General features: G+C 39.8%; 23 protein-coding genes. 14 read left to right on the top strand and 9 right to left on the bottom strand.

Going from position 1 to position 26,346, the window contains the following annotated elements:
• The first annotated feature begins 4 nt into the window (after positions 1–4).
• Positions 5–394: a hypothetical protein gene (locus HNW13_RS21545; RefSeq protein WP_242445178.1), complete on the top strand. Its 390-nt coding sequence runs from the start codon at positions 5–7 to the stop codon at positions 392–394.
• A gap of 70 nt (positions 395–464) precedes the next feature.
• Here the strand turns inward: HNW13_RS21545 and HNW13_RS21540 are convergent, their stop codons facing one another.
• The 5 genes from HNW13_RS21540 to sbcB all read right to left on the bottom strand — a co-directional run bounded on the left by HNW13_RS21540 (position 465) and on the right by sbcB (position 7,021).
• Positions 465–797, bottom strand: a complete 333-nt coding sequence (locus HNW13_RS21540) for a YdbL family protein (RefSeq protein ID WP_182744849.1) — start codon at positions 795–797, stop codon at positions 465–467.
• Positions 798–812: 15 nt separating this feature from the next.
• Entirely contained in the window at positions 813–971 is a 159-nt protein-coding gene (locus HNW13_RS21535) for a YnbE family lipoprotein (protein WP_081430160.1), read from the bottom strand.
• 63 nt (positions 972–1,034) lie between these two features.
• Positions 1,035–4,175 (bottom strand): YdbH domain-containing protein, encoded by a 3,141-nt coding sequence (locus HNW13_RS21530; RefSeq protein ID WP_192116106.1) that lies wholly within the window; start codon positions 4,173–4,175, stop codon positions 1,035–1,037.
• 488 nt (positions 4,176–4,663) lie between these two features.
• Complete coding sequence (gene cdd, locus HNW13_RS21525; protein ID WP_101087538.1) at positions 4,664–5,560, bottom strand: cytidine deaminase; 897 nt, start codon at positions 5,558–5,560, stop codon at positions 4,664–4,666.
• A gap of 45 nt (positions 5,561–5,605) precedes the next feature.
• Entirely contained in the window at positions 5,606–7,021 is a 1,416-nt protein-coding gene (sbcB, locus tag HNW13_RS21520) for an exodeoxyribonuclease I (RefSeq protein WP_101087539.1), read from the bottom strand.
• Between the two features lie 167 nt (positions 7,022–7,188).
• On the opposite strand from sbcB, the gene HNW13_RS21515 reads away from it, so the two are divergent.
• The 3 genes from HNW13_RS21515 (at position 7,189) to HNW13_RS21505 (ending at position 9,305) form a co-directional block, all read left to right on the top strand.
• On the top strand, positions 7,189–7,995 hold the full coding sequence (locus HNW13_RS21515; protein WP_192116105.1) for a hypothetical protein: 807 nt from the start codon (positions 7,189–7,191) through the stop codon (positions 7,993–7,995).
• Between the two features lie 26 nt (positions 7,996–8,021).
• Positions 8,022–8,843 carry a 23S rRNA (guanine(745)-N(1))-methyltransferase gene (gene rlmA, locus HNW13_RS21510; protein ID WP_192116104.1) on the top strand — a complete coding sequence of 274 codons (822 nt, stop codon included), beginning with the start codon at positions 8,022–8,024 and terminating at the stop codon, positions 8,841–8,843.
• Between the two features lie 255 nt (positions 8,844–9,098).
• Entirely contained in the window at positions 9,099–9,305 is a 207-nt protein-coding gene (locus HNW13_RS21505) for a cold-shock protein (RefSeq protein WP_011637160.1), read from the top strand.
• Positions 9,306–10,468: 1,163 nt separating this feature from the next.
• Here HNW13_RS21505 and HNW13_RS21500 read toward each other — a convergent pair.
• The 4 genes from HNW13_RS21500 to HNW13_RS21485 all read right to left on the bottom strand — a co-directional run bounded on the left by HNW13_RS21500 (position 10,469) and on the right by HNW13_RS21485 (position 13,830).
• Positions 10,469–11,368: an ABC transporter ATP-binding protein gene (locus HNW13_RS21500; RefSeq protein ID WP_101087542.1), complete on the bottom strand. Its 900-nt coding sequence runs from the start codon at positions 11,366–11,368 to the stop codon at positions 10,469–10,471.
• Positions 11,365–12,198, bottom strand: a complete 834-nt coding sequence (locus HNW13_RS21495) for an ABC transporter permease subunit (RefSeq protein WP_192116103.1) — start codon at positions 12,196–12,198, stop codon at positions 11,365–11,367. The genes HNW13_RS21500 and HNW13_RS21495 overlap by 4 nt, the downstream gene beginning before the upstream one ends.
• Before the next feature lie 39 nt (positions 12,199–12,237).
• A complete protein-coding gene (locus tag HNW13_RS21490; protein WP_192116102.1) occupies positions 12,238–12,891 on the bottom strand; it encodes a DUF480 domain-containing protein in 654 nt (217 codons plus the stop codon).
• 105 nt (positions 12,892–12,996) lie between these two features.
• A complete protein-coding gene (locus HNW13_RS21485) occupies positions 12,997–13,830 on the bottom strand; it encodes a S1-like domain-containing RNA-binding protein (protein ID WP_192116101.1) in 834 nt (277 codons plus the stop codon).
• Positions 13,831–14,429: 599 nt separating this feature from the next.
• Between HNW13_RS21485 and speA the strand changes: the two genes are divergently transcribed.
• From speA to pheS, 10 genes are all read left to right on the top strand, one after another.
• Positions 14,430–16,340 carry a biosynthetic arginine decarboxylase gene (speA, locus tag HNW13_RS21480; RefSeq protein ID WP_101087546.1) on the top strand — a complete coding sequence of 637 codons (1,911 nt, stop codon included), beginning with the start codon at positions 14,430–14,432 and terminating at the stop codon, positions 16,338–16,340.
• Positions 16,341–16,592: 252 nt separating this feature from the next.
• Positions 16,593–17,522: an adenosylmethionine decarboxylase gene (locus tag HNW13_RS21475; protein ID WP_192116100.1), complete on the top strand. Its 930-nt coding sequence runs from the start codon at positions 16,593–16,595 to the stop codon at positions 17,520–17,522.
• 357 nt (positions 17,523–17,879) lie between these two features.
• Positions 17,880–18,176 (top strand): arginase family protein, encoded by a 297-nt coding sequence (locus HNW13_RS23745; protein ID WP_347813096.1) that lies wholly within the window; start codon positions 17,880–17,882, stop codon positions 18,174–18,176.
• Between the two features lie 102 nt (positions 18,177–18,278).
• Positions 18,279–18,917 (top strand): pyridoxamine 5'-phosphate oxidase, encoded by a 639-nt coding sequence (pdxH, locus tag HNW13_RS21465; protein ID WP_182743690.1) that lies wholly within the window; start codon positions 18,279–18,281, stop codon positions 18,915–18,917.
• Positions 18,918–18,946: 29 nt separating this feature from the next.
• On the top strand, positions 18,947–19,414 hold the full coding sequence (locus HNW13_RS21460) for a YaiI/YqxD family protein (protein WP_162024328.1): 468 nt from the start codon (positions 18,947–18,949) through the stop codon (positions 19,412–19,414).
• A gap of 60 nt (positions 19,415–19,474) precedes the next feature.
• Entirely contained in the window at positions 19,475–20,050 is a 576-nt protein-coding gene (locus HNW13_RS21455; protein ID WP_101087550.1) for a YceI family protein, read from the top strand.
• An 82-nt stretch (positions 20,051–20,132) separates the two neighbouring features.
• A complete protein-coding gene (locus tag HNW13_RS21450; RefSeq protein ID WP_101087551.1) occupies positions 20,133–20,483 on the top strand; it encodes a DUF3802 family protein in 351 nt (116 codons plus the stop codon).
• Between the two features lie 55 nt (positions 20,484–20,538).
• Entirely contained in the window at positions 20,539–21,423 is an 885-nt protein-coding gene (locus HNW13_RS21445; RefSeq protein WP_182743689.1) for a RimK/LysX family protein, read from the top strand.
• A 588-nt stretch (positions 21,424–22,011) separates the two neighbouring features.
• Positions 22,012–24,879 carry an ExeM/NucH family extracellular endonuclease gene (locus HNW13_RS21440; protein ID WP_192116099.1) on the top strand — a complete coding sequence of 956 codons (2,868 nt, stop codon included), beginning with the start codon at positions 22,012–22,014 and terminating at the stop codon, positions 24,877–24,879.
• Positions 24,880–25,358: 479 nt separating this feature from the next.
• Positions 25,359–26,342, top strand: coding sequence for a phenylalanine--tRNA ligase subunit alpha (gene pheS / locus HNW13_RS21435; RefSeq protein ID WP_059745381.1), 984 nt, complete (start codon positions 25,359–25,361; stop codon positions 26,340–26,342).
• The last annotated feature ends 4 nt before the right edge of the window (positions 26,343–26,346 follow it).

The raw sequence follows: 26,346 nt of genomic DNA, 5'->3' as shown, positions 1-26,346 counted from the left end.
TGCTATGTGGGTTTTTACTGTGTCGGCTATATGCATGAGTGTAACTGCACACGCAGAAGATGCTGCAGAAAAAGCATTCACTGATGAACTACTTGAATGTGCAGCGTATTATCAAATTAGCTCGGAAGCGATTGCTGCGATGAATGCCCCACAAATGAAAGCGGTGGGTGATCGTTTAAAAACCTCCGCAATTGATGCCGTGGCGATAGCGGGTAAGTACCGTGCCCCTGAGCAAGTTGAAAAAGATGTTGTTGCTGCTAAACAAAAGCAAATTGATAAATTAGCTGGGTCGAATAACTTAGGCGCATTGATGTCAAAATACAAAGACTCTTGCAAATCGATTGTCACAGACCCACAGAAGCGCTTAGATTATTGGGTTATGGCGACCATGTAATGGTTTGTTAGATATAGATATAGACATAGACATAGACATAGACATAACCACGTAGAGGCAACTCTCGTGGTTATTTTTTTAGCCATTGCCCTTGTGGCGTTTGGATCATATGCCCAGGTTCTGCTGCTTCAATCGCTTTTTGAGCTGCAAGAGTGGCAATTTTATCTAGGCTAATTTTATTTCTCTCAGCGATGAGTTGATAATAGTGTTTGCGTTTGGTATTAACCGTGAGTACTAGCTGTTGTGTTTCTTTTGATGGAATGACAACACCTAAATAACCGTTTGTTTGCTCACCTACTAGTCTGGCCGTTTTGGCTTGTTGCAATGTCATTGCCCAAGCAGTGGCACACCATAATAAACTGGTTAAGCATACGGCAGTGGCTAAAGCGAATCTAGATTTCATCTTGATAACCTCTGCTTAAAATAACTCGTCATTCTCAAGTAAATTATTGAGTTCTTTTTCCACTTTAATTCTAATTTCATGCTCAATTTTAACATTTAAGTTAATGACAATTGGCTTGTCAGGTGGCTCTATCTTTACGGTAGGCGTACAAGCTGATAACCATAACGATGCCATTATGGTGCTGATACTGACTAAATATGTCGATGAATATTTCACGTGGACGATCCTTTTATGCTGCTATTGGACTTTTGCTTCAATTTTGCTTTGTAGCTGATTACCGATCTGAGTACTTTTGTATAGCTGAATTAAGTTTTCTTGGTGAGAGTAATTAAGGTGAACAGGGCGCTCAATGTCACGGCTGTTACCTTTTACTGCAATATTAATCTGTGCATCGCCGTTGGGTATCATGTCAAAGGAGCTCGACAATTCAGTATAGTTAAGATGCTCAAGTGCGGTAAAGACTAATCCAAGATAAGGCTGAGATAATTCTAGCTGATCCATTGCAGGATTTCCGGCAACTTCAATTAATCCTCCAGGTGCTCGCGCAGCCAGTTTGCCACCAGTAACAGTCACTTTGCCATCAACCAGTACCGCGGGTAATACGCCATCAAATAAGCCATTGGCTTTAACACCCACTTGCGGTTGCTCTTCTAAGAATTTTTCTAGGCTCAACCCTTGTAATAATAAGTATCCATAAGATTTATCATGCAGTTTTAGTACAAACTCAGGTAATAAAAAGCGTCCATCAAGCATGTCGCCGCTGGCGGTAAGGTTGATGTTGGTCTCGCTTAACCCTGTAACTTGCTGTAACCAATTGGTCGGCGTTTTATTGCCGTCTTTATTGAGTTCGATATCGGCATTCAAATTCAAGTTTGTTAGCGATAAACCAAGTTTAGCTTGCTGTAAACTGATTGCGGTTTGTGGGCAGACTAATTGACTGTGAGCAAAGTGTTTTTCAGCCGCAGGAGTATTAGGACCATCGTGAGTTTGCTGCCAGTTAAATTGGCATTGGGCAAACACGTCACCACCGTTAAAGGTTTTATCTTCCCATTGGCCTGACAAAGATGATAACTGTTGTTGAATTTTCATTTCAAACTGACTGGTGTTGCCTATTTCGCTTAATGCAAAACCTGCGATTAGTTTGCTGTGGCCTTGAATTGTAAAGTTATCTGGCAAGGGTTGGACTTTTTGTAATGTCTTGATTGCTGTTTCAATGTCGGTATCAAAAGTCCATTGGCCAGCTAATGATAATGGGCTTTTATTATCAGCAAATTTAAGTAAGTGATAACTGCTTAAGTTAAGGGTGTCGAGTTGCCATTGTTCGCTACCAACCAGTAATCCTTTGGACAAATTGAGCTGCTGAGTAACCGTAATCTTATCAAGCGCAAGTAGTGGCTGGCGGCGACTTTTGCCCAGTTGCTTGGTGATATCGAGTTTATTGATACGCCAAGCTATGTCGTTGGTTGCAGGGTTTTGTAACCAACGTTCTAGCGACTTGTCGATGGGCTCATCTTGATGTAACGCCAAGATTATACCTTGATTGATGGCAATATCGGCTTTGTTAACCGAGGCCAGTGTGGTTGATAGTTTACTGTTGTCCACTTGGGTTGCTTGCTGAACAATCAATTGGCCAATTTGCAGTGTAAACGGAGATAGATTGAGTTGAGTATTATTTTGTTTGAATGACATGGTCGAGGTGTCGTTAAGCACAAGTCCGAATGACCCCAATAGTACAGAAGATTTTTTGGTCTGCTTGGTATGTTGTTCATTCTCACTGATAATACTGCGCAATATACTTGCGTTGTTGACGGCTACGCTGGAGCTTGGCAGCAATGACAGTTCGAGTTGATTTTGTTGCCACTGCGATATTTGACCGACTAGATTCACTTTCGCATTAGAAAGTGACAGCTGCTCTAACGGGATCTCAGGGAATAAGGCTTTTATATCAATTAGACTTGGAGCCATCGCGGTTACTGGTGTTGGTACGGATACATTCTCACTGGCCGTTACAGTTATATCGTCAGCGGCGAGTGTGTTAACTGGCTGTTGTTGTGTCTTGGCTGTTGCTTCCGGGGTCGACAATGCCATACCCCAATCGAAATGACTGTTAAATTGTTGATGACTATTGAATGTAGTGTGCGCCAGTTTTAATTTGCTTTGGAGCAATAACCCTTCAATGCTGACGCTTAGGTCAGGAATTGACACCTGCAGAGGTAGAGCATCATTTTGCAGCGGGATAACGACTTCAACGGGATAGGCCATGCCTACATCGATACTGGCTAGCTGCGAAGGTGATTTAGGGGTTAACTGTTCAATGATATGAACTATTTGATTGGCGTGATCATCGGCTAACAATGCAATTAATTTATTTCTGTCGTCTTGTGAGGGCGACAGTTGGTAGTGTAGCGGGGCAATATCAAGTTTTAGCGCGAAGGCATCGATGGTTTTACTGTTGTCTAGTGAGGCCTGTAGCGGGTAATTACCCAAATTAAGCATCGCCTTAATGGGTTGTTGCGGCGAAAAATAGACACTAGGCCAAAGTGGCGAGTGCAAAGATAATCCGGCTATCGATTGCTGACTGCTCATCTCGCCGCTGATTAAGTTAATTTTACTGTTGGCTGTCCATTGGCCTTCTATGGTGACTTGCTGTTGACGAATGGGTTGTAGAAGTTGTGATAGCTGCGTATGCAAACCATGAAGCATATTGTTGCTTTGCGCTTGTTGTGACTGTTGTTTATTGTTTAATAAGCTTAAATATTGTTCTAATGAATCAAGCCCTTGATAGCTTAACCCTAAATCAACAAGGGTGTTAAATTGCCAAGCACGTTTGTCTAAGCTGGCATCTAGGCTAAATAGCGGGAAGTCATTAAATCGCCACAAGGTATTTAGTTGACCTTTTTGTGTCAACGTAAGCTGGTCCATCTTTAAAGTGTGTTGCTGTGGGAGATCTTTATCCAGCACTGGTAGCTTAATGTTTATTTCACCTAGCTCAATAGTGGGTAATTTTGCGAGGTTGAGTTGCATTGCCGCTGGAGATTCTTCAGTTTGTTGTGATTGACGAATGAAAAAACTGTCGCCCAAATCAACATAGACACTCTGGGTTTTGATGCTAACGATATCGTCGGCGTTGATTTGTTGGTTTTTAAGAATTTGCAGGCTGTCACGCAGCTCAAGATTGAACTCTTGGATAGCGATATGACTGTCTTCAATTTTTAGGACTAACCTGGGGATCCGAATATGATTAAATGAGACATATTCGGCATCAAAATTAAGCACTTCTATGTGGTTGTCGGCTAATAAGTTGTTGAGTATTTTGACCGTAAGAGGTTTGGCATTTTCGATAATGGCCCATACTAAAGCGACTGTACAAAACAGCATAAAGAGTAAAACTTTGCTAAGGCTCGATATGCGCAATAGTGACTCGCTTTACATTTGTTTGTTCATTGATAACGATGTGCCCGTTAATAATGTTGCAGTTATTATCTGAATTTGGCTGTAAAATTGATTAATATCGGCCATGGTAATAATCCTACTCATTATCTGCCATTAAAGGAGATAAATTATCTACAGACTGTTGTTGATTAAACGCTGCATTAGATGAAAATTATTAGCCAGTAAATAATTAAAATAGCAATAAACAGTTGTTTGTTTAACGATGTGTACACCGATAATTTAATGTTATCCATGCTAAATTAATGTTATCCATGCTAAAAATGTCAATTAGCTTAGCATGGTATCAGCAGTAGATTGTTAAAATATAATACATTATTAATCTAGGTTTAATGTAGTGTTAATCCAAATAAAAAAAGGCGCTTATTAGCGCCTTCCATCTATCTGAATATTTAATATAGTAAGTTTGCTGTTATTTATCCCAGCAATGGTTCTACAACCATATGTTGAAGCTCAATCGGTGCGATTGCATGCAGAGCATCCATAGCAGCGCCGACCAAGGTAATTTTGCCTACTGATGATTCGACTAATACCGCGCGCTTTATTTCGCTGTATTGACGGTTATGGCGGATTAAATTGGATAATGCCATTTGCATCGGTTGCATTGATGGATTAAATGCCGCACTTTCAGCATAACGACCACAGAAAGTGGCGCCGTCGTTAGTTTCTAATACAACAGCGGCATTGCTATTAGTATATGGCGCGTAACTGAGGCCCATTTGATCAATGGCTTCGATGATCATTGGGTCATCTGAATCACAATTAAATTCTTGCTCGCGCTTACATAATAGTGGCACGGTTATATCTAAGTCTGCCGGCCCAAACGCATAAGGTAAATAATGCGCTAATGTTTGGGTTGGTTGATTAGGCAGGTGAATATTTATCTTACTGCCATTGACTAGTTCGTTCATAAATTGGCGACAATGACCACAAGGACTGAAGTTTACAATGATATCAACAATTTCTGTTTCACCACTTAACCATGCATGACTGATGGCACTTTGTTCAGCATGAACACTGTGAAATAACGCTTCTCCGGGTAATTCTAAATTAGCACCCATGTACAAGTCGCCACTGCCACCTTTTGCAATAGCACCGACATAAAATTCGCTTATCGGTGGGTTAGCGAGTGCTGCGGCAATAGGTAATAAATCCATGAGCACTTGTTGCTCTGTTTTACCGCTTGCGTTAACTAGGCCTGCAAATTGACTTGCATCAATATGACCGCAAAATTGCTCGTGTAATAATGGCACAAGCGCATTGGCCAAAGGTTTGTCTAGTTGAGTAATGCTTTCTAAAAAACGATTTTGCATTCCCTTAATCCTTAGATGAAATAAATTGGGTAAAAATAAAATTTACTATAGTGACTGTAAATATTGATATAGGGCTTTTAATAGCTTTTGTTTGTGTTCATTCTCGCTGGTTTCTTCGACCAGGTTCTCGAGTTTAATCACATAATCGGCATCCGATAAGCGTTGTTGACAGAAATCACGCCATTTACGGACTTCACTGTCGCTTAATGTTTCTGGATAATTACGTGCCCGAAAACGAAACAACATTTCATTGATCCGCGGATCATCGAATTGCAATGCCAAAGCTGCTAAATTATGTGGTGCAGTATGGCAAATAATGTCCATTTTTGTTTTATCAGCATGGCTGAAAAATCCACCGCTATATAGCATTAAATCAGGATCGGTGATCGGTTTACGATCTGATTCAAGTTCAAATACTTGGTTAAGCTTTTCGCGCAATTCTGGGTGGTTTTTTAAGCGTTTATATTGCTCACGTGCAAATGCTTTATCGAACTGTAATTTTTCAGCTACCTCGTCGTCAAGTAATTTTGGCGATCCGATAAAGGGACACTTGTTAAGGTGGATTTGTTTGAGTGGTATTGCGAGCTCATTTTCAGCTAAGTTTTGACGAGACGTATACATACGGTCGTTTATTTCTTGAGCAGATAATTCTAATAATGGCGAGATATCCATGGCCAAATTAACGCATATCACCGCATTTTTATTAGTTGGGTGATATGCCACTGGCGCGATTAACGTAGTACAGCCTTGCAGCGCACTAATTTTTGAACTGACATGAACCAAAGGCTGCATTTTAAGGACATCAATATGATCCGCAACCGCTTGTTTACGCCTTAAATTAAAATAATATTCGTACAGCTTGGGTTGTGTCTGCTTTATCAGTTTAGCCATAGCAATCGTGGCATAAACGTCTGACATAGCATCATGGGCTTTTTCATGACTTAAACCATTCGCTTGGGTGAGTAACTCTAGCTTGAAACTCGGTGAGCCATCTTCTTTCTTCGGCCAATTTATTCCGTCTGGACGAAATGCATAGCAAGCTCGAACTAAATCAATGATATCCCAACGAGAATTACCGTTTTGCCATTCTCGCGCGTAAGGGTCGATAAAATTACGATAGAAACCATAGCGACTGACCTCATCATCAAAACGTAATGAGTTATAGCCCACAACACAGGTGCTGGGTTGGCTAAACAGCGTATTAATACGTTTCATAAACTCAGCTTCTGGTACGCCCTTAAGGTTGGCCAGTTGTGGGGTTATCCCCGTAATTAATATGGCTTCGGGAGACGGTAAATAGTCAGGCGCGAGTTTGCAATAAAATGTTTCAGGTTCGCCGATAATGTTGAGTTCTAGATCGGTTCGAATTCCCGCAAACTGAGACGGACGATCTTTGCTTGGGTTTGCCCCGAATGTTTCATAATCGTGCCAGAATAAGGTGGGTTGAATTGCGTTAGCCATAGTAAGTATAAGATCCTTTTCGCGATTAAAACCATGTTAACATTTATCAGCATAAAAAAATGATAATGAGGTAACCTTCAATATGATTTTTCTAATATAACCTTGTTTACTGGTGACTAATGTGGATTTGCTGGTTACAATTTAGTGAAGTAGTAAAGGAATATTGTATGCATCATCATGTATTTACTCAACCATGCGTCAGTGAAATAACTCAACCGACTGCGTTGACACTTCGTTTACCGGATAGTGTGAGTGATTTATTAGTACTTTCAACGATGAGTAATCCTTTAGTTGAGTTTGTGGTTAGCCAAGTTGAGCATAAACAAACGACACTCATTTTACGTATTCAACCTTTTTTGACTTTTGCTTTTGAACATACACAAACAATGATTGAAATGCCTACTCAGCCAAGGCTCGTAGGGCAGGGGATTAAGTTATATCCTTCAATGGGGGTAGCTCCACGTGTGTGTATTGAACAACTCAGAAATGGGGTGACGATTAATATTCACGCTGATGAAGATGTGCACTTTAGTGTAGCGGCTGAAGCTCGTTTTGAACTAGTGACGTTAGAGAATGACTTACGGATTTTGAGTGAACCTCAAGCTCTAGTTATGGCTAAAGCGATATTAGGACGTAAGTTTGATTATGATGAGCCTTCTACCATGCTTGCGGTTCATATAAGTGAATTAGAGCAAGTTCGACGAGAATTACGTGATTACCTCCGAGGCGAGTCGGGCAAAATCCACCCAGGTGTCTCAACTGAGCTACTAAAACTCGATCATTTATTGCAAAATAAGCATCAATGGTTGTTACGGACCTATCATCAGTCATTAGAGCGTTCCAACTTCGGCCGCTCTTCTAATGAACAATTTTATAATAATGAACAATTACAGCGTAAATTGGATTGTTTTGAACTTTTAGCCCCTAAAGACGTGTCGGAAATGGTCAATAAGCTGTGTGATGACGATCTTTAACTTTTCAGTAACTCTAGAGCCCACCCATGTCTTATATTTGCCCTATTTGTAGCGCGCCATTAGTACAACAACAAAATTCTTGGCAATGTGAACTGCGCCATCAATTTGATTGTGCTAAAGAAGGTTACGTTAATTTATTGCCTGTACAAAAAAAGAAAACAAAAGATCCTGGTGATAACAAAGAAATGATGATTGCCAGACGAGAGTTTCTTAATCAAGGCTTTTATCAACCTTTAAGCGACAAAGTAAATCAGTTAGCGCTAGAGTTTGCTGGAGATGCCACTAAGGTGCTCGATATAGGGTGTGGCGAAGGGTATTACAGTCATCGGTTATTTGAAACGTTGCAGTCTGTGGTTAAACCCCATTGTGAGTTTTATGGTTTAGATATTTCTAAGTCTGCAATTCGTTATGCTGCCAAACGCTATAGAGGATTACATTTTTGTGTGGCGAGTGCATTTGAAATGCCTTTTGCTGATAACAGTTTTGATTTAGCGATACGTATTTATGCGCCGTCTAAAGTTGAAGAGTTACAGCGGGTGATAAAACCGACCGGAATACTCATTACCGTTTCTCCTGGGCCGATGCATCACTATGCGTTAAAAAAGAAAATTTATAGTGAACCCAAACAACATCCACAAGAACCTATGGTGTTAGATGGCTTTACTTACTTAGCACACCAAGCGTTAGCTTATTCATTAACATTAACTCGTGCGGAAGACATTGATCACTTTCTTAACATGACTCCTTACGCATGGAAGTTGAGTGATTCACAGAAGTCTCAGATAATAGAGCAAGGGCTCGAGTGTGAGATAGATTTTAAAATCGAAATTCATCAACGAGAACAATAAACAATCAGATAATTGATATAAATAACTATTTGATGCTCAAAGATAAACCTTTTTGAAATGAGACTAATTAAATACCATTGTTTGGTTGATGTTTGTTGACTTATCCTGAAAATGGTTTATAGTTTACTCAGCTTGAAGGTTGGGCTTATATTTATCAATACGAACAGTTTCGTCCTGTAAACATAAGTAATACCGGCATTTTCCAGCTTTACTGCCGTTAAGGCTTTAACTATTTTTTTTTACAGGATTTATATTATGTCTCAAGTTACTGGTGTTGTTAAGTGGTTTAACTCTGATAAAGGTTTCGGATTTATTGAGCAAGAGTCTGGTCCAGACGTATTCGTTCATTTCCGTGCTATCAACTCAGACGGTTTCAAAACTCTTGACGAAGGTCAGAAAGTTTCTTTCACTGTGACTCAAGGTCAGAAAGGTCCTCAAGCTGAGAACGTTTCAATCGTTTAGTATTTAGCTTCGGCTAAGTGTTAAAAGATTTAAAACTGTAGCAATTTATTGCTGCAGTTTTTTTTGCTTTTTTATTGTGTATTGTCATCATGCTAATCGTCTAATCGTCTAATCGTCTAATCGTCTAATCGTCTAATCGTCTAATCGTCTAATCATATGTTGTAAATCATTAATCTATTTATCTTTCATATTATTAATACACATAGAGATATTGTTATGCGCATAAAATCATTATCAGTTCAAAATGACTCCAGAATCTCATTCAAGGATGATAAAAACCGTTCTTCTGTCGACGCTATACGGTCGACCCGCGTATCCCTATATCCTATACCGTCACTTAAGATTTAGCTTTTCTAAAGAACAAGGTAGCTCACTCATAAACGGTCATCACATAAAGCCAACTTAATAAGATGACTAGAATTGAGGTTTATTAGTTTGTCTTTGTTATGAAAATACATTAACAGCCAAAAGTGTTGAGTATTATAAGCACAATAACAGCAATGGCTTGTTTGCCATTTAGTGACAATACAGAGCAGATTCAGAACTAATACACAACGAATTCATCGTTATAAACGCTCATTCAGCCGTTGCTTATTGAATATCTGGATTGTATTAGTCGTAACGACAGGTTATTAACGCATTAAAATACACGTCAGCAATGGGTATTTTTAAGTCTAAGCTTATAAAATCATTATTATTATCAATTTTGCCTATTTATGTTGTCTATTTTAGAATCCTTTAACAGATTTTAGCGTTGAGCTCACTAACTGAAGGACGCTGAGTTAATTGCATTGCATTGAGGTTGCTGGGAAGGCTTCTTTACTTAAGGGTCTAGTCATTTAGACTGATTTCTTAGCATTTAGTCGTTATTTTGAATGTAGAGTATTTGCTGTTTTAGAGTCGATGTAGAGGAGGGGTGAGCGATTGAAGACACTTTAACATACCTCATTTGATGTGGTTTTTTCAGCAATTAAATTTTCATTATATCGACCTGATACGTAAACAATATATTAAAAAATGCCATGGTTTATTAATCTGGTGAGTTATCACTAATTAATAAACGATGGCATTAGAGACTGATGCTTATGACGTTTGTTGTTAAGCCTTTTTACGCAAACCGATTTTAGTCAGCATTAAAGGTTCATTTAACCATTGGCGGTGAGTTAAGAAAACAAGGTTTCTTCTAAGGTTCGGCCTTTAAGTAATGCTTTATATTGCCACTGGTGAGCAGTAAACAGCTCAAACAACTGCATTTCAATGGCAAAGCCGGATTGCTTTTGGTACTCGATAACATATTGCTCATCACCGATACGCCTTACTTCAATGATATCGTTAAGGCCTAATAACTGCTGATGGAGGCTGTCCATGTCACATTGCTTCATTGTCAGCGTGATAAAGTCTGTCGCTTGGCTGGCTTTAATTGATACCGATTGCTGCAATTTGCCATGTTCGAGATAGACAACTTGGTCGCATAACTTTTCAAGTTCATCAAGGTTATGTGAGCTGATCACAAAAGTCGTATGGTCGGATAAATCTTTGACAATTTGACGAATTTTTTTCGCATTGGCAGGATCAAGTCCCGCTGTCGGTTCGTCGAGTAACACAATCTTAGGAGAACCCATGAGGGCTTGGGCAATAGAGACTCGTTTACTCATACCATGACTTAAACTTTTAGGTTTCGCCTCTGCTGAGTCACTTAAGTCGACAAGGGCGAGAACTCTTAATGCTTCTTGTTTTGCTGCCGCTGCTGTCATGCCTTGTAATTGGGCAAAAAACTGGAGTTGCGACACAATACTAAAATTAGGATCCAATGCTGCATCTTGTGGCAATGCCGACAATAGTCCTTGTAACGCTTTGCTACCGGGTTTATGGCCTAAAATGCTAATACTGCCATTGGTGGGTTGAATAAAACCGCATAGTAAACTAAATAGCGTTGTTTTACCGGCACCATTTGGACCCACTAATGCAATGGGAGCACCTTGTGTAAGCGTTAACGATACAGTGTCGAGCGCAAGTTTATTACCGTATTGTTTAGAAAGGTTGTCACATTGAATGATACTCATAGCGCACTCCTACTCATTAAGACTTTACCAGCAAATAAAATAACCGCAGTTTGCAGTAAAGGAATGGGAGCGTATACGAATGAACCTAATCCTTGAGTATTGATCAAATTACCTATTTGCGAACCAGGCAGTATCCAGTTTAACCAGCTTAATTGTGGGAAATTCATATTAATTAATGCAATAAATATTGATACTACAGCCCACAAGATAACCGCAAATATACTGGCTTGTCTTGCTGAGTTTGCATGTAATGACAGCACCGCCATAGCAGCAGTGTAGGGTAATAATACGATCACTAGATTAACCATTACGATTAAGCTAGTTGTTATTGATGGCAATAACAAAGATATATCACGTGATAATGCTAATGCGATGGTTGCCAATAACGTTAAGATGATCAACATCAATTGGATAAACATTTGCCCTAAGAAACGACCAAAAAACAAACTGGAACGACTGACTCTTAAGGTTAGAAATCGCAAACTACCACGTTGTTTATCTGAACTAAATTGGTCTGCGGCAATAAAAATACTGAACATGGGGAAAAGGTACAGTGCAGCTAACCAAAACACAGCAAACTCTTCGACGGGCCATTCAAATAGATGGCGTAAACTCCCTGGCCCAAAGAGGGCTTCAGTAAAGTCTTTGAAGTTAGGCTGCATAATAAATTCAGATGCACTCTTGATAGGGTACAGCAATAAAATTGCCCAAATTAGCATAAAGGCGATTAATGAAATCATACCGCTTTTGTTAGTAAAACGTTTGGTTAACTCATATTTGGCTAATAACCAAATATGAATTAACGTCGATGGAGAGGCTGTACGGTCCATATACTTTTTCCTTGCTTAACCTGTTTTGGAAAGCGTTAATTAGTTTAAAAGCGACTCTAATTGGGCTAGCTTTTGTTCTAGCAACTCAACTCTTTGTTCTAGTTCTACAATCCGAGAATCTTGCTGTACAGTTTGTTGAGTGTGAGTCGACACGACAATGGCATCACTGTTGTTCACATCATAATCATCAACGTTGCCACTAAAGCACTCAAGGAAGCGACAATCACGTTTATTCGCTTCTCGAGCAAGTTGAACTACTAAAGGCTTTTCACGTTGGCTTAATGCCAGTAATGCTGTTTCAACCTGTGAGACATCAGTGAATTCATGGAGTCGATTGGTACGAGTTTTGAGTTCGCCTGGTGTTTGCGGTCCCCGCAATAACAACACACAAATTATAGCGACTTCCGCACTGCTTAACTGCAATTCACTGAATTCAGTATTACAAAAGCGATGCTTATATTTTACGACTCGACTACCGAAACCAGATTGCTCGCTGAGTAAGCGTTTTTTGGTAAGATCGTCTAATACTGTTTTTACTTGAGATTCGCTCAGTGACAGCACAGGTTCGCGGCTGCTTTTTTGATTGCATGCTAAGGCGAGTGAATTTAATGACAGAGGATATTGATCTGGAGTCGTGAGTTCTTTTTCGAGTAAACATCCGATAACTCTAGCTTCTAGTGGGGTTAATTCCATACACAGTATCCTTTTAATAAAAAGCATGATTCTATTACTTTTATAACAGAGGCATGCTTTTTCTCAAAGGATTGGACTAGTTTACCGAGGCTAATCGATTATTGTTCACACAGTTAGGCGAATACCTTCACTTTCGATTGTGATTTCACCTGCTTTAAATAAACCACCAATTGATTTCTTAAAGGCTTTTTTACTCATGCCGAGTTTGTCGTAAATGACATCAGCATCAGTTTTGTCATGTAGTGGTAAAAAACCATTAGCGCTACGCAATTTATTAATGATCAACCGGGCATTTTTGTCTAGCTCGTCTTTATCACCTTTTTGCAGTACAAGATCAATTTTGCCATCACTGCGAATCGTTTTGATATAACCAGTCACTTTTTGACCAAATCGCAATTTTTGGAAAACTTCATTAGTGTAAATTACGCCCCAATGCAGGTTGTTAATAATGGCTTTGTAACCCAACTCTGTAGTGCCACCGATGATTAAATTAACCTGTTCACCTTCGGTATAATGCGCTTCTGTTTTATCGACAAACTTATCCAGTTTTGACGATGCCATAATACGTTCGTCGGCATGGTTAGCATGGACATAAACTAAATATGAGTGGCCTTCTTCTGCCGGTTTATGTTGCTCGCCAAAAGGGAGTAGTAAATCTTTGTCTAAGCCCCAATCTAAAAATGCGCCGAATGGGCCCGTGGCGATTACTCTTAAATAAGCATATTCACCCACTTGAGCTAACGACTTTTGGGTAGTAGCAATCACAATGTCTTCAGAGTCTAGGTAAAGAAACACATCTACCATATCACCGACATTACAACCGGTAGGGACAAATTTATTAGGAAGCAAGACTTGTCCAAGCTCTTGAGCATTTAGATAAACCCCAAAATTAACTTGTTTAACAACTTCTAATGAATAACGTTTACCGATTTGTATCATGAATGACTCTACTTTAATTAAAAATGAAAAAGATGAACTTAAGAAAAACACGTAATTATACACGTAAATTAAGCTCACGTTGTGCCAATTAAGCGCTATCTAAGCGCTATCGAAAATCATTTAGGCTTATCGCCTTGTTTGTTGAGGTTTATGACAACAATTGTAGATGTTTTTTTATAGTAATTAATCGGTAATTAACTTGCATTACACATCATTGCAGGTTTTAATTGCGCCGTTTTTATAAAGGCTAAAAATGTGGTTAGTTAGCAATTAAAAAGTGAACTAACTGCAGGCGTAATCAGTAAAATACTTGTTACAGCAGCGAACTGATGTTCAGCAGCCAAAATTTGCATGCTTTGTGGATTTCTGCGTAAGATGTTCTATATAAGCAGATGCGAAACATGATAACAATGACGATATGATGTCGAGCCAATTTATAGGGCCTTCATTTTGTCTGTCACAGGTTTTACAGCCATAATCATAGTGCTGAATAAACCATTTTTATTTCTTGGATAGCATTGTTGTGTTATCTGGATTTTTAACAAGCAGAAGCCACTTTTGGTCAACTGCTAACTTTGATACAAATACGGAAAATAATTATGTCTGATTGGTCTATCGAAGATGCTCGCTCGGGTTATAACGTGACTCACTGGAGCCAAGGTTTTTATGGTATTCGTGAAGATGGCGAAGTGACAGTGTCACCTAACCCACAAAATCCTGATCATAAAGTTGGCTTAAATGAATTAGCCAAAAGTATGGTCGAAGCAGGCGTCTCGTTACCGGTATTAGTCCGTTTCCCGCAAATCTTACACCACAGAGTGGAAAGTTTATGCGAAGCATTTAACGATGCAATTAAGAAGTACGATTATCAAAATGATTACTTGTTAGTTTACCCAATTAAAGTAAACCAACAGAAAACGGTAGTTGAAGAAATTTTAGCTAGCCAAAAATCTAAAGAAGTCCCTCAGTTAGGACTTGAAGCAGGTAGTAAGCCAGAGTTAATGGCTGTACTTGCCATGGCACAAAAAGCCAGTTCAGTCATTGTATGTAATGGTTACAAAGATAAAGAATACATTCGTTTAGCACTTATCGGCGAAAAGCTTGGCCATAAGGTGTATATCGTTCTGGAAAAAATGTCAGAACTTAAAATGGTATTAATTGAAGCTGAAAAGCTTGGTATTACACCTCGTTTAGGTTTACGTGTGCGTTTGGCTTTCCAGGGCAAAGGTAAATGGCAAGCCAGCGGTGGTGAAAAGTCTAAATTTGGTTTGTCTGCAGCACAAGTGTTGAAAGTTATAGCTGAATTAAAAAGTGCTAATATGCTTGATTCTCTGCAGCTATTGCACTTCCATTTAGGTTCGCAAATTGCCAATATTCGCGACATTCGCCAAGGCGTAAGTGAAGCTGGCCGTTTTTACTGTGAATTGCGCCAACTTGGTGCCAGCATTGATTGTTTCGATGTGGGCGGCGGGTTAGCGGTTGACTACGATGGTACTCGTAGTCAGAGCAATAACTCAATGAACTATGGTTTAAATGAGTATGCTAACAATATCGTCAACGTATTAACTGATTTATGTAATGAGTACGAGCAACCAATGCCGCGTATTATTTCTGAATCTGGTCGCCATTTAACGGCGCATCATGCGGTGTTAATTACTGATGTTATTGGTACTGAAGCGTATCAACCAGAAAATATTCAGGAACCAAGTGAAGAGGCGCCGCAATTGCTCCACAATATGTGGCAATCTTGGTTAGAAATCAGCGGTCGATATGATCAACGTGCAATTATTGAAATTTACCATGATAGTCAAAGTGATATTTCTGAAGCACACTCATTGTTTGCTGTGGGTCAATTAAGTTTGGCTGACCGAGCTTGGGCAGAACAAGCTAATTTACGTGTTTGCCATGAAGTGAAGGGACTATTAAGCAACAATAACCGCTATCACCGTCCAGTGATTGACGAATTAAATGAAAAGTTAGCTGATAAGTTTTTCGTTAACTTCTCTTTATTCCAGTCATTACCTGATGCATGGGGTATTGATCAAGTGTTCCCAGTGTTGCCGTTATCGGGTTTAGATAAAGCACCTGAGCGCCGTGCGGTTATGTTAGATATTACCTGTGACTCAGACGGTATTGTTGACCAATACGTAGACGGTCAGGGAATTGAAACCACATTGCCCGTCCCAGCATGGAGCGCCGACAGCCCATATTTGATTGGTTTCTTTATGGTGGGTGCATACCAAGAAATTCTGGGTGATATGCATAACTTGTTTGGTGATACTAACTCTGCTGTTGTACGCATTGATGAGCGTGGATTAAGCCAGATTGAATCTGTTTTAGAAGGCGATACGGTAGCTGACGTTTTACGTTATGTAAACTTAGATGCGGTTGACTTTATGCGCACTTATGAAGAGCTTGTAAATCAGCATATAGTTGAAGAAGAGCGTGCCAGTATTCTAGAAGAGTTACAGTTAGGGCTTAAGGGTTACACTTACTTAGAAGATTTTTAATCTTATCGACTAAGTGATGTTAGCTTATTATTAAAAAGCCTAGCGATCTCAGGTCGCTAGGCTTTTAAGTTGCTAACATATTTGTAATTATTCAGGCAGTTCTATTTAAGCCTATTTTATCGTTGGGAAATGCTCATTTAAACCGCTAAACTACGCTTTTTTCGCTTTTTACTGCGCATATATGGCTTAACCATGAGACATTACATTTTTATACAAACGTCTCTAATTAGAATAAGTGCTGAGTAGTTACACATGTTTTTTGAAGGTTCAGAGAAAAAGTTAGAGATTATTGTTAATGAATCAGCGCCTAAATTACGATCCTTAGATCGAACATTTTGGCTGGGGCTCGTTGCTGCCTCAAATGCAGACATTTTATCTTCCATAAGTAATGAATATTGTGATGCTTATTTGCTGAGTGAATCGAGTTTATTTGTTTGGGATGATCGTATCGTTATGCTCACTTGCGGGGCTAGCACGTTGGTAGAATCTGCATGCTACTGCATTGAACATTTAAGTGAACAGGCGATTGCGTACATTTGTTATCAACGCAAAAATGAATACTATGCCCATTTACAAGCAACTTCCTTTACCGATGATGTGTTTAGATTAAGGCAGTTTATTGCTGGGCAGGCCTATCGAATGGGTCATTTAGATAGCCATCATCACTATATATTTTCGACCAACAAAGACTATCAAGCTAGCCAGCTCGATACCACCAATGAGCTGCTGATGTACCATATTTCTGGTGCAGTAGCTGATTATTTACGTGGTGAGCAGCAATCAACTGTTCAAATTAGTCAGATGCTGCAACTGGAACAATTATTTAATGGTTTTAGTATTGATCAGTATTTATTCAGTCCGTTAGGTTATTCAATAAACGGTATTCGCGGTGCTGAATATTTTACAATACACATTACACCTCAAGAAAATAGCTCATATGTGAGTGTTGAAACTAACATTGATCTTAGCTCAACGCCGGTTGATGTTTTTGCTGAACTGGTAAGATTATTGCAGCCTAGTAGCTGTGACATTATTGGCTTTAATAGTCATATTGCCAATAAACCCTTTTTAAAATATTTGTGTTTAAGCCATTGCGCGATGCCAATCGAGCAAGGTTTCACTATACACTTTAACCACTATCAGCAAGATTGCTCAGAAGTGCTGAGCCCTACACTATTATAATTATCAACAGTTGCCATCTTTTGATCGTTTATAACTACTTTCGTAGAAAAATTTGATTATTCGTATTATTCAAACCCATGTGGCTATTTACGCCAACCGCTTGATTTCAAACCAGCAGAGTCTGACGCAGACGTTGTTATTGGTTTACCTTTTGATGCCCACACAGATACCGCCAAGGCAATAAGTACGGTACGACTACGGGACAATGTTTTACTATGCTCTGGGTGAGGGGTTTATTGATGTTGAGCATTCAATGCAAATTGCTATTTGTACTGAATAGCACAAAAAAGGTCATGGCTTTGAAGTGATTCGCCAATAACTTAACGGCTCAACAAATGGTTGAACAGTTAATTATGCGTGTTGGCGATATGCCGTTATACGTCGCATTCGACATTCGACATTCGACATTCGACATTCGATATTGACTGTTTATGTTTAGACCCGGCTTTTGCAACCGCTACAGCTACGCCCTTTTGTGGTAAGTTCACTAGCGAGATCATTCGTGGCTTACGTGGTTTAAATATTGTCGGCATGGATGTTGTAGAACTAGCACTCTTTTATGATTATACAGATGTTACCCCGCTAGCTGCAGCAACACTGGGCCTTGAAATGCTACAGGTGTGGGCTGAAGGTAAAGGCTTAATTAAAAAGTAATTTCAACTTTGTAATTAAACACATTAGCCAACGAGTTGACGTTGGCTTTTTTGTGTCTGCTCAGCGTAGAATAGGTCCAGCAAGGTTTAATGAGGAACCAATATGAGTGATTTAAGTGATATTCGCCGTGAATATACCCAGGGCGGATTAAGACGGGCGAATTTGCCTGTTAACCCAATGGATCTATTCGAACAATGGATGCAACAGGCAAAAGATGCCCAACTTACTGACCCAACGGCCATGTGTGTCGCGACGGTAGACGAAGATGGCCAGCCATTTCAACGTATTGTGTTATTAAAAAAGTTTGATGATAACGGTTTTGTGTTTTTTACTAATTTAGAAAGCCGCAAAGCAAAACAAATTGCGATTAACAGTAAAGTCAGTTTACTGTTTCCTTGGCATCCACTTGAACGTCAAGTGGCTGTATTAGGGCAAGCGGAGCCATTATCTATGTTGGACGTGGCGAAATATTTTATGTCTAGACCAAAAGACAGCCAAATTGCTGCCTGGGTATCTAAACAATCAAGCAAGATTAGCGCACGACAGGCGTTAGAAGGTAAATTTGCTGAAATGAAAGCTAAATTTGCCCAAGGTGAGGTTCCACTACCTAAGTTTTGGGGTGGATATTTGGTGCGACCAGCTAGCATTGAGTTTTGGCAGGGTGGTGAACATCGGTTACACGACCGATTTATTTACACTAAAACCGATACGGATTGGAATATTGATCGGTTGGCACCTTAATGAGTGTTAATGAAGTGGAGCATTTTGCGGTGATAACCAATAAAATCTGGGTTGATGCTGATGCTTGCCCCAACCCAGTTAAAGAAATGTTATTTAGGGCATCTGAGCGTAAATCGGTTCGATTAGTGTTAGTGGCCAATCAAATGATTAAAGTGCCTATTTCGCCCTTAGTTAGCATGATACGGGTGAGTTCGGGTTTTGATGAAGCAGATAACTACATTGTGGAACAAGTCGTCAAAGGGGACTTAGTCGTCACTGCTGATATTCCTCTGGCATCTGATGCGGTTGATAAAGGCGCACTAGTATTAAACCCTCGTGGTACGGTGTATACAGCTGAAAATATTAAACAGATTCTGACGATGCGCGATTTTATGGAAGAAATGCGCAGCAGTGGCATCCATACTGGTGGTCCGAACAGTTTTTCGCAAACGGATAAACATGCTTTTGCACAAGCGTTAGACAAATGGCTGGCTAGATTGATCCCCAGCAAGATATAACCAAAGATTACTCTATACTTATTTATTGTTAATCTTACTTTCTATACAAAGGACTTTACGATGAAAAAATGGTTACCATTATTAGCCGCGAGCTTGCTGAGTACATCAGTGATGGCAGGCGATTGGCAAGTCAATCAAGATCATTCTCGGGTGAGCTTCATTTCGATTAAGAAAGCCGATGTTGCTGAAGTGCATCATTTTAAACAAGTTGCAGGTTCATTAACGGATGCAGGTGCATTTTCTTTATCGATTGATTTAACCAGTGTTGATACCGGAATAGAAATTCGTGATCAACGAATGCAAGCAGTGTTATTTGAAGTGGCACAGTTTCCTAAGTTAACCTTGGATGCAGTGGTTAACCCTAAATTGCTAGCCGGATTAAAAGTCGGTGACACGCTAACGACGCAAGTTGAAGCAACCATTAAGCTACATGGTCAGAAACAACAGAAGAGCTTTGATGTGTTAGTAGCTAAATTGTCGGATAAGAAAATGGTGATTTCAAGCTTAGCGCCAGTGATTGTTCAAGCAAGTGAATTTGGTTTAGTGTCCGGTGTCGAAAAACTTAAAGAAATGGCGGGATTGCCGAGTATCAGCTTAGCGGTGCCAGTGTCATTTGTGCTAACCTTAGCGCAATAGTTATATGTGGTTATTAATGGTTTTCAATCATCAGGTTGAGAGCCATTTCCTGTTAAGTCGTTTTTAAGAAAGGTGGTATGAAATGGTTACTGACAAAGACGGATACATGCATTTAATTCAGTATTTAACTGAACATTTAGGGCTATTTGAGTCGTCTGAGAGTAATGCCGCTGCAACGGAAACTGTCATGGAATTGTTTGAAGAGCAGTTATCTGCTCAGATCATTATGGTATGTGGGCAAAACCCGCAATTATCATTTGCACAACGTAATATGGTAATTCGCGAAATTGACGCAATTGTATATGACTTAGAAGAGATTTTAGCCTCTGTAGCCAATCAACAAGCCACCCCCGAACAAAGCATTTTTATTACTGAGTTTTCAGGACTGATTAAAAATTTATTCGATCAAGAAGTTGATCATTTATTGCAATAAACGTACATAAAACTGGCCACTACTAAAGCGATTTGTGGATTTTTTGGGATTGATCATGTTTAAAAGAATTGTGATTTCGACTCTGCTGTGTTTGCTTTCTATATCTGTTTTTGCGAGTGATAAAACCGTTTTAAGTCAAGTTGAAACCATGACCGTCGCTAAGTCAGGACTACAATATAATGCTCGCATTGATACAGGTGCCGTGAACACTTCACTGCACGCTGTCAATTTAGAAATCCTTGGCGGTGCATCCAAAAAAATGAAAAGCAATGTTGGTAAAATTGTTGAATTCACTACTGAAAATGAACGTGGTGAGAAAAAACGCATTCAAGCCGAAATTGTCAGTACTTCAAGGGTGAAAAACTCTCAAGGTATTGAAACTCGTTACATGGTGAAGCTTGATATAGGTTTTCCTGATCAATTGCATAATATTCATGTTAACTTACGCGATCGTAGCCACATGAATTACAAATTACTTATTGGGCGTAACTTTTTAAAACATAACTACATTGTGGATGTTTCTGACAAAAAGACCATTGGTCCTTTAGCTGAGCTGAGCATTAAGCAAACTGGCTTAATGTACAATACGCGTATAGATACCGGCGCCGTTGAAAACTCATTACATGCAGTTAATATTCGAGTCGAGAATGAAGACAAAGTGAACATTGAAAATAACATCGGTAAGATGATTACGTTCACCACAGCGAATGAAAAAGGCGAAAAAGCTGATGTTCGCACCAAAATTCGGGGCACATCGTTAATTCGTAATGCACAAGGTACAGAAAGGCGTTATATGGTGAGGTTAAGTGTTGGTGAACCTCGTCATGAATTTATAGTCGATGTGAATCTTAAAGACCGTACCAAAATGGGTTATAAATTATTAATTGGCCGAAATTGGTTACAAGGTCACTATATGGTTGATGTGTCTAAAAAGCATTAATTGCTTATTATCGGTCAATAACATCAGTCAATAACATCGGTCAATAACATCAGTCAATAACATCAGTCAATAACATCGATCAATAACGCTGGCCAATAACATCGTTCAATAACATCAGCTAACAATACCGCTCAATATGAGCGGTATTGTTAGCTGTTTTTCACGCCTAGGTAACCAAAAAAGATCGTAGAAAGAGGTGTGTGAATAAGCGGTAGTTAGGCGCGGTTGTTGACTGAAATTGCTTTTGTATTCACTGCAACATCTTTGCAACCTTATTGTCATCCGTAATCGTTATAGTAAGCGCTGATTGAGCTATGTAGCCTCAACGCGGGATCATAAATGCTTATCAAACATGCGCTTATTTCGCTATCGCTGTTGTATCAACTTACAACTCGCACACTATTGATTCGTCAATACGGTTTGTTAGCAAAACAATAGCAAGCTTGATATTGATGATTTGAACATAAACGGATCTTTATCTGTTTATTACAACGGTTATTCCGAGCTGAGGTTATACCAAGCAATAAAATATCAATTGAATAATTAAATTAACTCATTGGATTTATGGATAATGAATAGGGGTTCACTATGTTAGTTCAAAAGTCGTTGCTCGCGATATCGATATCATCTTTAATGGTATTCAATGTTGCTGCTCAAGATGTGCTTATTTCAGAGTACATAGAAGGCAGCAGTAATAACAAAGCAATTGAATTGTACAATCCAAGTTCGACAGCGATAGATTTGAGTGATTATGTGTTGTCATTTTATTTTAATGGCAATACCGCAGCGGCAACCAATATTACATTGGATGGTAATATTGCAGCCAACTCAACGTTTGTTATTGCCGATAATGATGCATCAGCAGAAATCCTTGCGCTTGCCCAACAGATTAGTACTGCGAGCTTTTTTAATGGTGATGATGCCATTGTACTCAGTCACAATAACCTAGTTATCGACTCCCTAGGACAAGTGGGTACAGACCCCGGTTCACAATGGGGAACAGGTGATTTATCGACCCAAAACAATACTCTTCGTCGTGACGCCACTCAATTAATTGCCGATACCATCATTGACGACGAAGTCACATTTACTGGCTGGCAAGGTTTTGCTCAAGATGACATCAGCGATTTAGGTGTTTTCGCGGGTAATGATTCAGGTCCAACAGATCCGGTAGACCCAGTAGATCCAACTGAGCCAATAGAATTTGTCTGTTCACAAAGCGCAGTCGCAATCCATGACATTCAAGGGATGGATGACACAAGCCCTCTAGTGGGTTCAGAAGTGGTGGTTGAAGCGATTGTGACGAGTAATCAACAAGCTGGGCTAAAGGGTATATTTATCCAAATGGCCGACAGCGAAGTCGATGCTGACATTAACACCTCAGAAGGTATTTTTGTTTACAGCGGTAATCAATCACTTGACGTGAATGCCGGTGATAGAATTCGTTTACAAGCTTCTGTTGCCGAATATCAAGGCACAACTCAGTTGTCTAATGTGACTCAATTTGCGTTATGTGGCACTAACCTACCATTGCCTGTAGTTGCTACTGTCACATTGCCGTTAGCCGACAATCAACAACTTGAGCGTGTTGAAGGCATGCGGGTATTATTCGATCAATCTCTAGTGGTCAATGAAGTGTATAACTTGGGCCGTTATGGTGAAGTATCATTAGGCAGTAGTCGCCATTTTATCGGTACTCAAGTTGCTTTACCTGGTGCAGCAGCGCTGGCAGTGACTGAAGCGAATGCCAGAGATAGTATTTTGTTGGATGATGGCTTAACCAGCCAAAATCCTGAACAGATACCTTATCCAGCTCCTGCGTTATCAGCCTCAAATACCTTACGGGTAGGCGATTCTGTTACCGGGCTCGAGGGTATTATGCATTATGGCTTTAGCCAATATCGTGTGATGCCAACTCAAGTGGTCAATGTAGTGCAAAGTAACCCGCGACAATCTACTCCAGAGTTAGCGCTTGGCGCAGATCTTCGTGTCGCCAGTTTCAATGTGCTTAATTATTTCAACGGTGATGGCAACGGCAATGGATTTCCGACTGATCGCGGCGCCGACACATTATCTGAATTTGAGCGTCAACGCGTGAAAATTATCAGTGCAATGCATGCCATTAACGCTGATGTATTTGGTTTAATGGAAATTGAAAATGACGGCTATGGTAGTGATTCAGCCATTAACGACTTAGTCAGCGGATTAAACCAAGCTATGGGAGCGGAGGTATACGCTTATGTTGTGCCTTCAGTGGCACAAATAGGTACCGATGCAATTGCTGTGGGAATGATCTACCGTGCTGATAAAATCACTCCAACAGGTGATGCTCAAATATTATCTTCAGCTAATTCGCCTGTTGATGGAAATGGCGCGGCATTGTTTGATGACGGTAAAAACCGTCCGATGTTAACGCAATCATTTATGCTCAATGGCCGTGAGGGCAGCATTGTTGTCGCCGTAAACCATTTAAAATCAAAAGGAAGTAGTTGCGACAGTAACAATGATCCTGATTTATTGGATGGCCAAGGTAACTGTAATTTAACCCGTACCCGGGCAACAGATGCTATTGGGCAATGGTTAATGGAGCAGTATCCAGAGCAAAAAATCTTGGTAATAGGTGATTTAAATGCTTATGCCAAAGAAAATCCACTCACTCAACTTGCCAGCCATGGCTATAGCGAATTAAATGAGCATCTTGGCAGTGTTAATTCATACTCCTATGTGTTCTCGGGTGAGTCAGGCCAATTAGACCATGCATTAGCAAACCAAGCGTTATTGGATAATGTATTAGCGATAACGGAATGGCACATCAATGCTGACGAGCCAAGGATCCTTGATTATAACCAAGAGTTTAAATCTGCTGCTCAGATACAAGATTTGTATCAAGCTGATGGCTTCCGCTCTTCAGACCATGATCCTGTGATTGTTTCACTGCAATTTGAGGTGAAAAATGAGCTCCCAATCGCCAGTTTTGATCATCAAATCAATGGTAGCCAACTACAGGTTCAGTCTACCTCTGTTGATAATGATGGTGATATTACGTCATTAGAATGGGATTTTGGTGATGGTACTATCGTTAATGGTACTGTTGCTAATGGAGAAACGGCTTCACATCAATATCTGCAATCAGGTAATTATCAAGTTCAGCTTACTGTTACTGACAATAAAGGTGAGGTTGTGACAACCGTGAAAACCATAAATGTGCTTGTTGAACCGGCTAATATAGCGCCAACTGCACAAATACACTTGGTTAACTTATGGTTTATGAAATTATTTATTTCAACGAGCTATGACCAAGACGGTTTTATTAAACGTCAAAACTGGCTATTTAATAATGGTCGAAAAGCACATGGGCCAATCGCGTTTAGTTTCAGTCGTCGCGATAAAGCGGTGTCACTGACGGTAGTCGATAATAACGATGAAAAAGACACTGCAACACTCAATTTTAGATAGGTAAATATTTTCGATATGTGAATAAATATTCACGAAAAATAATGAGGAAGGCGCAACATGCGCCTTTTTTATTGTGTTTTATCCGCGTAAACCGACCTTTATGATGACTGTTCAACGGCACTAAATTGTTGCATGCAAGCTCAATAGACATTCATCTATTCTCACCATCAGCAGACCGACGATTTTGCTTAGCAAGACTGTTAGCTTATTACTTGTCGTCACCGATACACACTAAGAGGGGTAATTGTAGTTAAATACAACTATTTGCCATTAAATATACCAATAATGACTAGTAAATTTAGACTCGCTAACGTAAAATTTCACTCTTTTATTTTAACCCCAGTTTTGATGGTTTATTTGTCATAATAAGCGTCAAACTACCGCGTCGTCACTCACTACCGGGTTATCACTTTTGTGTACTCGCATAGCCGACAAGACGCCCAATCGCATTTAAATGCAAAAATGCAGTGGATGATAACATGCAGCAGTTAACCGAGATCGTAGAACAAGCCTTAGAAGTCATTGATAAGGCCAGTGATCTAAAGACATTGGATGATATCCGTGTCGATTACCTTGGTAAAAAAGGTAAAATCACTGACATGATGAAAATGATGGGATCATTAAGTGCAGAAGAAAAACCTGCCTTTGGTGCCGCAGTCAATCAAGCTAAACAAGCCGTTCAACAGCAGTTGACTGAGCGTATTGACGGATTAAAAGCATCTGAGTTAGAAGCCAAATTAATTGCTGAAAATATTGATGTGACTTTACCTGGTCGTACCTTAGATATCGGTGGTTTACATCCGGTTACGCGTACTATCGAACGTATTGAAACCTTCTTTGGTGAGTTAGGCTTTGTTGTTAAGCAAGGTCCTGAAATCGAAGATGATTTCCATAATTTCGATGCGTTAAATATTTCTGAGCATCATCCTGCTCGTGCTGATCATGACACTTTTTACTTTAATCCTAAAGTGATGTTACGCACCCAAACATCGGGCGTACAAATTCGCACGATGGAACATGAAAAGCCGCCACTTCGGATCATTTCTCCAGGCCGTGTTTATCGTAATGATTACGACCAAACTCACACGCCAATGTTCCACCAAGTTGAAGGGTTAATGGTTGCTGAAAACGTTAACTTTGCCGAGCTTAAGGGCATTTTGCATGATTTTTTACGTAACTTCTTTGAAGAAGACTTAGAAGTACGTTTCCGCCCATCTTACTTTCCATTTACAGAACCTTCAGCCGAAGTAGACGTGATGGGAAAAAACGGTAAGTGGTTAGAAGTATTAGGCTGTGGCATGGTACATCCAAATGTATTGCGCAGTGTGGGTATTGACCCTGAAAAATACTCTGGTTTTGCTTTTGGTATGGGTGTTGAGCGTTTAACCATGTTGCGCTACGGCGTAAATGATTTACGTGCCTTCTTCGAAAACGATTTACGTTTTCTTAAGCAATTCAAATAACGGA

The organism is Shewanella sp. BF02_Schw, from assembly GCF_014596695.2.
Classification (GTDB): domain Bacteria; phylum Pseudomonadota; class Gammaproteobacteria; order Enterobacterales; family Shewanellaceae; genus Shewanella.
This window is presented reverse-complemented; position numbering and strand designations above follow the sequence as displayed.

Coding starts and splice junctions, on each gene's coding strand:
- HNW13_RS21545 (WP_242445178.1), top strand. CDS start 5: ATGTGGGTTTTTACTGTGTCGGCTATATGCATGAGTGTAACTGCACAC.
- HNW13_RS21540 (WP_182744849.1), bottom strand. CDS start 797: ATGAAATCTAGATTCGCTTTAGCCACTGCCGTATGCTTAACCAGTTTA.
- HNW13_RS21535 (WP_081430160.1), bottom strand. CDS start 971: ATGGCATCGTTATGGTTATCAGCTTGTACGCCTACCGTAAAGATAGAG.
- HNW13_RS21530 (WP_192116106.1), bottom strand. CDS start 4,175: ATGCTGTTTTGTACAGTCGCTTTAGTATGGGCCATTATCGAAAATGCC.
- cdd (WP_101087538.1), bottom strand. CDS start 5,560: ATGCAAAATCGTTTTTTAGAAAGCATTACTCAACTAGACAAACCTTTG.
- sbcB (WP_101087539.1), bottom strand. CDS start 7,021: ATGGCTAACGCAATTCAACCCACCTTATTCTGGCACGATTATGAAACA.
- HNW13_RS21515 (WP_192116105.1), top strand. CDS start 7,189: ATGCATCATCATGTATTTACTCAACCATGCGTCAGTGAAATAACTCAA.
- rlmA (WP_192116104.1), top strand. CDS start 8,022: ATGTCTTATATTTGCCCTATTTGTAGCGCGCCATTAGTACAACAACAA.
- HNW13_RS21505 (WP_011637160.1), top strand. CDS start 9,099: ATGTCTCAAGTTACTGGTGTTGTTAAGTGGTTTAACTCTGATAAAGGT.
- HNW13_RS21500 (WP_101087542.1), bottom strand. CDS start 11,368: ATGAGTATCATTCAATGTGACAACCTTTCTAAACAATACGGTAATAAA.
- HNW13_RS21495 (WP_192116103.1), bottom strand. CDS start 12,198: ATGGACCGTACAGCCTCTCCATCGACGTTAATTCATATTTGGTTATTA.
- HNW13_RS21490 (WP_192116102.1), bottom strand. CDS start 12,891: ATGGAATTAACCCCACTAGAAGCTAGAGTTATCGGATGTTTACTCGAA.
- HNW13_RS21485 (WP_192116101.1), bottom strand. CDS start 13,830: ATGATACAAATCGGTAAACGTTATTCATTAGAAGTTGTTAAACAAGTT.
- speA (WP_101087546.1), top strand. CDS start 14,430: ATGTCTGATTGGTCTATCGAAGATGCTCGCTCGGGTTATAACGTGACT.
- HNW13_RS21475 (WP_192116100.1), top strand. CDS start 16,593: ATGTTTTTTGAAGGTTCAGAGAAAAAGTTAGAGATTATTGTTAATGAA.
- pdxH (WP_182743690.1), top strand. CDS start 18,279: ATGAGTGATTTAAGTGATATTCGCCGTGAATATACCCAGGGCGGATTA.
- HNW13_RS21455 (WP_101087550.1), top strand. CDS start 19,475: ATGAAAAAATGGTTACCATTATTAGCCGCGAGCTTGCTGAGTACATCA.
- HNW13_RS21450 (WP_101087551.1), top strand. CDS start 20,133: ATGGTTACTGACAAAGACGGATACATGCATTTAATTCAGTATTTAACT.
- HNW13_RS21445 (WP_182743689.1), top strand. CDS start 20,539: ATGTTTAAAAGAATTGTGATTTCGACTCTGCTGTGTTTGCTTTCTATA.
- HNW13_RS21440 (WP_192116099.1), top strand. CDS start 22,012: ATGTTAGTTCAAAAGTCGTTGCTCGCGATATCGATATCATCTTTAATG.
- pheS (WP_059745381.1), top strand. CDS start 25,359: ATGCAGCAGTTAACCGAGATCGTAGAACAAGCCTTAGAAGTCATTGAT.